The 8,270-nt window shown below is 71.8% G+C and carries 8 protein-coding genes; 5 read left to right on the plus strand and 3 right to left on the minus strand.

What is annotated here, in order from left to right; all coding sequences use genetic code 11:
* Positions 1–126: 126 nt before the first annotated feature.
* Positions 127–594 (minus strand): SRPBCC family protein, encoded by a 468-nt coding sequence (locus ABZX11_RS35075; protein WP_354921344.1) that lies wholly within the window; start codon positions 592–594, stop codon positions 127–129.
* Positions 595–680: 86 nt separating this feature from the next.
* Between ABZX11_RS35075 and ABZX11_RS35080 the strand changes: the two genes are divergently transcribed.
* Positions 681–1,661, plus strand: a complete 981-nt coding sequence (locus ABZX11_RS35080) for a YihY/virulence factor BrkB family protein (protein ID WP_354921347.1) — start codon at positions 681–683, stop codon at positions 1,659–1,661.
* Between the two features lie 4 nt (positions 1,662–1,665).
* Entirely contained in the window at positions 1,666–2,046 is a 381-nt protein-coding gene (locus ABZX11_RS35085; RefSeq protein ID WP_354921350.1) for a VOC family protein, read from the plus strand.
* An 830-nt stretch (positions 2,047–2,876) separates the two neighbouring features.
* Here the strand turns inward: ABZX11_RS35085 and ABZX11_RS35090 are convergent.
* Complete coding sequence (locus ABZX11_RS35090) at positions 2,877–3,890, minus strand: DNA topoisomerase IB (RefSeq protein ID WP_354921353.1); 1,014 nt, start codon at positions 3,888–3,890, stop codon at positions 2,877–2,879.
* Between the two features lie 91 nt (positions 3,891–3,981).
* On the opposite strand from ABZX11_RS35090, the gene ABZX11_RS35095 reads away from it, so the two are divergent.
* Positions 3,982–4,776 (plus strand): SDR family NAD(P)-dependent oxidoreductase, encoded by a 795-nt coding sequence (locus tag ABZX11_RS35095; protein ID WP_354921356.1) that lies wholly within the window; start codon positions 3,982–3,984, stop codon positions 4,774–4,776.
* Entirely contained in the window at positions 4,773–5,297 is a 525-nt protein-coding gene (locus tag ABZX11_RS35100) for a DUF1360 domain-containing protein (RefSeq protein WP_176169961.1), read from the plus strand. The genes ABZX11_RS35095 and ABZX11_RS35100 overlap by 4 nt, the downstream gene beginning before the upstream one ends.
* Before the next feature lie 34 nt (positions 5,298–5,331).
* Here the strand turns inward: ABZX11_RS35100 and ABZX11_RS35105 are convergent, their stop codons facing one another.
* Positions 5,332–6,834, minus strand: coding sequence for an FAD-dependent oxidoreductase (locus ABZX11_RS35105; RefSeq protein WP_354921359.1), 1,503 nt, complete (start codon positions 6,832–6,834; stop codon positions 5,332–5,334).
* 84 nt (positions 6,835–6,918) lie between these two features.
* Here ABZX11_RS35105 and ABZX11_RS35110 point away from each other — a divergent pair, with 84 nt between their 5' ends.
* Positions 6,919–8,193, plus strand: a complete 1,275-nt coding sequence (locus ABZX11_RS35110) for an ATP-grasp domain-containing protein (protein WP_354921362.1) — start codon at positions 6,919–6,921, stop codon at positions 8,191–8,193.
* Positions 8,194–8,270 lie beyond the last annotated feature (77 nt).

The raw sequence follows: 8,270 nt of genomic DNA on the forward strand, positions 1-8,270 counted from the left end.
CGCGACCCGGCTTACGCGGTTCGATCGGGACGGTCGAGGCGTGGGCCTCAGGGGACCAGTTGACGACTGCTCCCGCGCGCAGCAGTGGCGGCTGATTGCTGCGGGCCGGGCTGGGAGCCGACCTGGTCAGGGGTTGGGGTGGCCGTGGCGGGCGCGGGCGTACTTGCCGGTCGCCAGGTCGGCGAGCCGGGCCAGGGACTCGGTGTTGCGGGGCTTGGCGATCAGCGCCTGCACCGCCTCCGGGAGCACCTTGCCGGGGCCGCGGACGATGTGCTCGTTCATCCGGACCAGCGTCTTCCCGTCGCCGTGGGGGACCAGCGTCAGGCCGACCGCGGCCGCGCCCAGTGGCCACCCGCGGGCCTCCAGGGACAGGGACAGGCCCGGCTCGACCGCGCGGACCACCGTCACGTCTTGGATGTGCACCGGCCAGGGGCCCACGCTGTGGTGGATCCGGGAGCCGACCGCCGGCCAGTCGTCGTCGACGTCGCGGATGTGGGAGCTGCCGACCACCCAGCCGGCGTAGAGCCAGCCGTCGGCGAGCACGTCGAACACGGCGTCGGGCGGTACGTCGATCACGCGGCTGACCTCGGGCATGGTTTCCTCCTGGTTCGGGTGACGAAGCAGGCATACCCACTCCCGGACGGGGGTATGCCCGCCGGGACGGAGCAGGAGGTGCGCTGATGGCCAGACACGGGAACGAGCCCGACGGACCGGAAGAGTTGTCGAAGCGGTCGTGGGGCGGGGCGCTCAAACGGACCTTCAAGCAGTTCAACCGGGACAATCTGACGGACTGGGCCGCGGCCCTCACCTACTACGGCGTGCTGTCGCTGTTCCCGGGCATCATCGTGCTCACCGCGATCCTCGGCCTGCTGGGCCCGGACAAGATCCAGACGGTGATCGACAACGTCAACCAGATCGTCCCCGGCCAGGGCCGGGACATCCTCGTCGGCGCGATCCGGGAGCTGGCGGGCTCGCGCAGCCTGGCCGGCCCGCTGGCGATCGTGGGCCTGCTGGGCGCACTGTGGTCGGCGTCGGGGTACATCGGCGCGTTCATGCGGGCGTCGAACGCGATCTACGGCATGCCGGAGGGACGTCCGGTGTGGAAGACGATCCCGCTGCGGGTCGCCTTGACGGTGGGGATCGTGGTGCTGCTGGCGGCGTGCGCGCTGGGCGTGGTGGCCACGGGGTCGGTGGCCCGCCGGATCGGCGACCTGATCGGCCTCGGCTCGACGGGCGTGCTGGTGTGGGAGATCGCGAAGTGGCCGGTGATCGCGGTGCTCGTGAGCCTGGCGTTCGCGCTGCTGTACTGGGTGGGCCCGAACGTGCGGTTGCCGGGCTTCAAGTGGCTGACACCGGGCGGGTTGCTGGCGGTGGTCCTGTGGGTGGCGGCGTCGGCCGGGTTCGCCTTGTACGTCGCGAATTTCGGCTCCTACAACAAGACCTACGGTTCGCTGGCCGGGGTGATCGCGTTCCTTGTATGGTTGTGGATCTCCAACCTCGCGATCCTGCTGGGGGCCGAGCTGGACGCGGAGCTGGCCCGCGGCCGCGCGATCGAGGCAGGCCACGCGGACGACCAGGAGGAGCCGTTCCTGCCGCCGCGGGACACGAAGGCCATGGACGACGACGAAGCCGCGGCGGTGGCGGAGTCGGAACGGAAGTGAGCGGATGGCCTGCCGGATCACCGAACTGGTGCTGGACTGCCACGACCCGGACCGCTTGGCGGAGTTCTGGTGCGCGGTCCTCGGGTACGAGGTGATCGGCCACGAGCCGGACGGCCTGGCCCTGGGCCCGCCGGGCGCGGCCTTCGGCGAAGGGCCGGTGACGTTGATCCTGGCCCAGACGGAGAACCCCCGCCGCGGAAAGCTCCCACTGCACCTGGACGTGAGCCCGGAGGGGGTCGACCAGGAGACGGAACTGGCGAGGTTGAAGGCATTGGGCGCCCGCCCGGCGGACGTGGGCCAGACGGGCGAGGAATCGTGGGTGGTCCTCCAGGACCCGGAGGGCAACGAGTTCTGCCTGCTGCGCAAGGACGTGGGCAAAGCCTGAGGCCGCGGGCGACAACGCGCGCCGGCTGCGGCGGCGAGGAAAGCTGCTACAGGCCGACTTGGCGGCTCGCGTATCTGGAGGATCGGCAACCGTACCCGGGGCCCGCTCGCGTACTTGAGGGGCCGACGGGCGTACTTGAAGGGTCGTCTCACGTACTTGAGGGGTCGGCCCGCGTACCTGGAGGGTCGGCCCGCGTACCTGGAGGGTCGGGCTGCGTACCTGGAGGGTCGTCTCACCTACTTGAGGGGTCGGCCCGCGTACCTGGAGGGTCGTCTCACGTACTTGAGGGGTCGGCCCGCGTACCTGAACTGCCCCTAACCCTCGACCCTCTCACCCCCGGCCCGCTCACCCCTCGGCCCCTCATCCCTCGGCCCCTCACCCTGGCCCGCCCCCCGGCCCCTACCGGGTGAACCTCACCCTTCACCAGCCGAGCACCGCCGCCACTGCACCCGATCCCCAGCCCGATCAGCATGCCAAACCGGCGTAACCTCCGACTCCCACGTCGGAAGCAGCTGATCCGTCACCACCCGCCCCCGAGCCACCCGCCCGAACAGCTCCACCCCGTCCCGCCGCCGAGCCGCCGGGATCCACGCCGGGAACCTCGTCCGGGGCAGCTTTCGCTCGATCCACTCCCGCGCCGACCCCTCGCTCCCGTGGTCGGACTCGACGATGCTCGACACCGGCCCGTCGCCGCCCACCGTGAGGGCGATCGACGCGCGCCAGCGCACCGGGGAAACTTCAGGGTTCATCCCCTCCAGGCTCCCGGACGACGGCAGCTCACGGCCAGTACACGTTCGGATGGATCCCACCGTTCCTCCCACTCCACACCGTCACGAAGCGTTCAGCAACCGTGCACAAGCCTTCTCCAGCGCCGCCCGCGCCTCGTCGCCGTCGAGGCGGGCCGCGCGCTTCAACGCCGGGGCGATCGTGCGCTCGGCGCGGTACGCCTCCACCAGCCGAGGATCCACATAGGACGAGCGGCAGACCGCGGGGGTGTTCCCGAGCGCCGTCGAGACCTCCTTCATCACCTTGGCCTCCGCGCGTTTGCGGGCCGTCTCGGACGTCGGCGGGTCCGCCGCCGCGAACGCCGCCGCGGCCAGGACCGTCGCGTTCCACGTGCGCATGTCCTTCGCCGTGCAGTCCTCGCCCGCCAGCTCCTTGAACCGCTCGTTGATGTCGGCCGCGTGGACCTCGTGCCACGTGCCGCCCTCGCGGTAGACGAGCAGGCGGTCGCTGCCGGACCGGCTGCGCAGCAGGGACTTCAGCACCGCCGCCAGCTCGCCGTCCCGGATCGTCACCTCGCGGTCCAGCCCGCCCTTGGCGACGTAGCAGAACCGGCACTCGTCGCCGCGGACGGACACGTGCGAACGCAGGAGCGTCGCCGCGCCGTGGGTGCCGTTCTCCTCCGCGTACTCCTCGCCGCCGGTGCGGAAGATCCCCCGGTCGAGCATCCGCAACGCCGCCGCCAGCACCCGCTTGCGGGTCAGGCCGCGTCCGGCGAGGTCCTCCGCCACCGAAGCGCGCCACGCCGGCAGCCGGCGGGCCATCTGCAGCACGCGGTCGTGCTTCTCCTCGTCGCGGTCGCGGCGCCACTGCTCGTGGTAGAGGTACTGGCGCCGCCCGGCGTCGTCGGTGCCGACCGCCTGGACGTGCCCGTTCGGGTACGGGCAGATCCACACGTTCCGCCACGCCGGCGGGATGACGAGGTCCTTGATCCGCGCGAGGAGCTCGTCGTCGGTCACCGGCGAGCCGTCGGGCATGGCGTAGGAGAACCCGCGGCCGCGGCGGATGCGCTTGATGCCCGGGCCGCGCAGGTCACTGCGCCGGAGTCTGGTGCGTCCCACCGCCGCGAAATACCCGCCCCGCGTACCGGGAAACCATGATTGTCACCCGCAGTGGCGGGTAGCCGACGGGGAAGCACCGGAAGGAGCACGGATGACCACCGCAACCAAGCCGCTCGCCGTCGTCACCGGCGCGTCGAGCGGGATCGGCCTGGAGCTGGCCAAGCAGTTCGCCCGGCACGACTTCGACCTCGTGCTGGCCGCCGACGACGCCGAGCTCGCCGCGGCCGCCGACGAGGTCCGCGCGTGCGGCGCGCGGGTCGAGGCGGTCCGCACCGACCTCGCCGCCCCGGACGGGGTGGAAGACCTGGTCGGGCGGCTCGCGGACCGGCCGGTCGAGGCGCTGGCCGTCAACGCCGGCGTCGGGGTCAACGGCGAGTTCGCCGGGGACACCCGGCTGGAGGACCAGCTGACCGTCGTCGACCTGAACGTCCGCTCGGCCGTGCACCTCGCCAAGCGGGTCGTGCCCGGGATGGTCGGCCGCGGCCACGGCCGGGTGCTGTTCACCTCGTCGATCGCCGGCACGTCACCGGCGCCCTACCAGGCCGTCTACGCCGCGTCGAAGGCGTTCCTCACGTCGTTCTCCGAGGGCCTGCGAGCCGAGGTGAAGGACAAGGGCGTCACCGTCACCGCGATGCTGCCCGGCCCGGTCGACACCGAGTTCTTCGAGCGGGCCGGCATGGCGGACACCAAGATCGCCGCCGGGCCCAAGGACGACCCGGCCGAGATCGCCGAAGCGGGCTACGAAGCCCTGATGGCGGGCAAGGACAAGATCGTCCCCGGCGCGCTGAAGAACAAGCTCCAGGCGGCCGGCTCGCGCGTCCTCCCGGACCAGGCCAAGGCCAAGCAACAGGGCAAGATGATGGAGCCCGGATCGGCGGACGAATGAGCGTCATCGAAGACGTCACCGAAAAAGCGAAGCAGGTGCAACGCCGCTACGCCGGTGACGAAGACCGCCCGCTGGGCGGGTACATCGTCGCGATGGGCGTCTACAGCGGCCTCGTGGGCGGGCTGACGCTGCTCGGCCGCGCCGCCGGGGCCCGGTTGCCGCAGCGCTTCGGCGCCGGCGACACGGTCCTGCTGGGCGCGGCGACGTTCAAGGCCAGCCGCCTGCTGGCCAAGGACGCCGTCACCAGCCCGCTGCGCGCCCCGTTCACCCGGTACGAAGAGCCGGCCGGCGACGACGAGCTGAACGAGTCCGTCCCGGCGAAGGGCCACGTCGAGCACGCGGTCGGCGAGCTCGTCTCGTGCCCCTTCTGCCTGAACGTCTGGATCGGGACGGGCCTCGCCGCGGGCCTGGTGATCGCGCCGCGGGCGACCCGGCTGGCGGCCACCGTGCTGACCGCGGTGGGCGTGGCGGACGCCCTGCACCTGCTGTACGACGCGGGCAAGAAGCTCGCCTCCGGCTAGCCGGACGGGCCGGCGGGGGAGTTCTCCCGCCGGCTCACGCCGGGCCGCGGCGCAGCGGGCGGACCGCCGGGCCCTGCACCACGGTGCCGTCCACGCCGAACCGCGAGCCGTGGCACGGGCAGTCCCACGTCTTCTCCGCGTCGTTGAACGAAACCAGGCAGCCCAGGTGGGTGCAGTGGGCGCCGACGGTGTGCAGCTTCCCGGCTTCGTCGCGGTGGGCCGCGACGAGCTCGCCGCCCACCCGGACGACCTGCGCGTCACCGGGCTGGAGGTCGTCGAGTTTCTCCGACCGCCACAGCGCGGCGACGTGGTCGCCGACGAGGTACTTCGCGACGGTCAGGTTGTCCTGGGCCACTTCGAGCACGGAACGCGCGTCGAAGCGGTTGGGGTCGAACAGGTCCGCGGCCGGGTGCGGCTCGCCGAGGATCCGCGCCGCCAGGACGTGGCCCGCGGCTGTCCCGCCGGTCATGCCCCACTGGCCGAACCCGGTGGCCACCCACAGGTTCTTCGTCCCCGGCAGGTAGCGGCCGACGTAGGGCAGCAGGTCGGGCGTGGACATGTCGTGCGCGGACCAGCGGTGGGTCACCCGGTGCAGGCCCGCGTGCGCGTCCGCCCACTCGGCGAGCCGCCGGTACCGGCGTTCGACGTTGACGTGCGCGCCCACGCGGTAGTGCTCGCCGCCGGCGATCACCATCGGCGTGCCCTGCTCGGTGTACCCGCGCACGGAGTGGTGGGTGTCGGCGTCGAGGAACATGCCTTCGGGCGCGGCGTTCCCGGCCGCCGGGCCCGCGACGACGAGGTCGCGCACCGGGTCGAGCCGCGCGAAGTACAGGCCGCGGTCGAGCACGGGGTAGTGGGTCGCGACGACGACTTCGCCTGCCACCACGTCACCTCGCGCGGTGCGGACGGTCTGCCCGTTGAGCGCGGTCGCCCTGGCGTGCTCGACGATCGTGCCGCCCGCCCGCTCGATCTCGGCGGCCAGGCCGAGCAGCCACCGGCGCGGGTGGAAGTGCGCCTGCCCGGTGGTCCGCACCGCACCGAGCGCCGGGACGTCGAGCGCGACGTCCTCGGTGAACGACGCCGGCAGGCCCGCCGCGGCGGCGGCGTCCGCCTCCTGCTTGAGCGAGTCCACGGTGCTTTCGCGCGTGGTGTAGACGTAGCTGTCCGCCCGGGTGAAGCCGCAGTCGATGCCGAGTTCGGCATCGGTGGCGGCGATCCACTCGCCCGCCGCCGTCTGCGCTTCGGCGTAGATCCTGGCGGCATCGGCGCCGTGGCGGGACGTGAGGTCCGCGTACTTGGCCCCGTGCTGGGCGCTGACCTTCGCGGTGGTGTGGCCGGACACCCCGGCCGCGACCCGCTCGGCCTCCAGCACGACGACCGACCGGCCGGCCCGGGCGAGCAGCAGCGCGGTGGTGAGCCCGGCGATGCCCGCACCGAGCACCGCGACGTCGGCGGACTCCGGCACGGGCACGGCGGTGCGATCCGGGGAAGGAGCGGTTTCGACCCACAGCGAAAGCGGTTCGGGCAGGGCTGTCATGCCTGCGGATGCCCGCTGCCGCCCCGGTCAAACGGGCCATCCGGCCCCGTTTCGGCCGCTCGACGGCCCGGGTAGCCCCCGGGCATGAGTACCGACATCTTCGTGATCGGCCTGGACGAGGAGAACCGGCGGGTGCTGGAGCGCCTGCCGTGGGCGGCCGGTTACCGGTTCCACGGCCTGCTGACCCCCGAAGAGCTGCAGCACGGCGAGATCGACTTCGAAGCGTTGCTGAAGACGGCGCAGCACGAGCTGGACGCCTTCGACGGCGAAGTCGGCGCGATCGTCAGCTACTGGGACTTCCCGGCCGCGACCCTGGTGCCCATCCTGTGCGGCCGCTACGGCCTGCCCAGCGTGTCGCTGGAGGCGGTGCTGAAGTGCGAACACAAGTACTGGAGCCGGCTGGAGCAGAGAAAGGTGATCGACGAGCTGCCGCACTTCGGCATCGTCGACCTCGACGACGAGCACCCCGCGCCGCCGGAGGGCGTCGGCTACCCGATGTGGCTCAAGCCGGTGAAGTCCTTCTCCTCCGAACTCGCCTTCAAGGCCGGGGACGACCGCGAATTCGCCGACGCGGTCGCGGAGATCCGGGCCGAGGTCGGCCGCGTCGGGGAGCCGTTCGGGTACGTGCTCGACCAGGTCGACCTGCCGCCGGAGATCGCCAGGGTGGGTGGCGCGGCCTGCCTCGCCGAAGGAGCGCTGCACGGCGTCCAGGCGGCCATCGAGGGGTACGTCTATCAGGGCGAGGTCACCGCTTACGGCGCGCTCGACTCGATCAACTACCCGGACAGCTCGTCGTTCCTGCGCCATCAGTACCCGTCGCAGCTGGGGGAGGAGCCGGTCCAGCGGATGCGGGACGTTGCCGAGCGGGTGATGAAGCAGATCGGCTTCGACAACGGCACGTTCAGCATCGAGTTCTTCTGCGACCCCGAGTCCGGCCAGGTGTGCCTGCTGGAGATCAACCCGCGGCACTCGCAGTCGCACGCCGAGCTGTTCGAGTTCGTCGACGGCGTCGCCAACCACGAGATCATGGTGCGGCTCGGCCTGGGCCAGGACCCCGGCCGCCGTCCCCGCAAGGGCACCTACCAGATCGCCGGAAAGTGGTACCTGCGGCGGTTCGAGGACGGCGTCGTGACGCGCGTCCCGACCCCCGAGGAGATCGCGACCGTGCAGAACCGCATCGACGGCACCCAGATCGAGATCGTGCCCCGGGTGGGGCAGCGGCTGTCGGAACTGCCGGAACAGGACAGCTACAGCTTCGAGCTGGCGCAACTGTTCGTCGCGGCGCACACCGAGCACGAGATGGTGCAGAAGTACCAGGCCTGTGTGGACGCGCTGCCGTTCGAGTTCGCGGAAGCCTGACCGGACAACGAAAATCGGGGTCGCGTTCGGACAGTCCGAACGCGACCCCGGCTTCGTGGTGACCGCAAATCCCGACA

The organism is Amycolatopsis sp. NPDC004169, assembly GCF_040610315.1.
In the GTDB taxonomy this organism is placed as follows: Bacteria; Actinomycetota; Actinomycetes; order Mycobacteriales; family Pseudonocardiaceae; genus Amycolatopsis.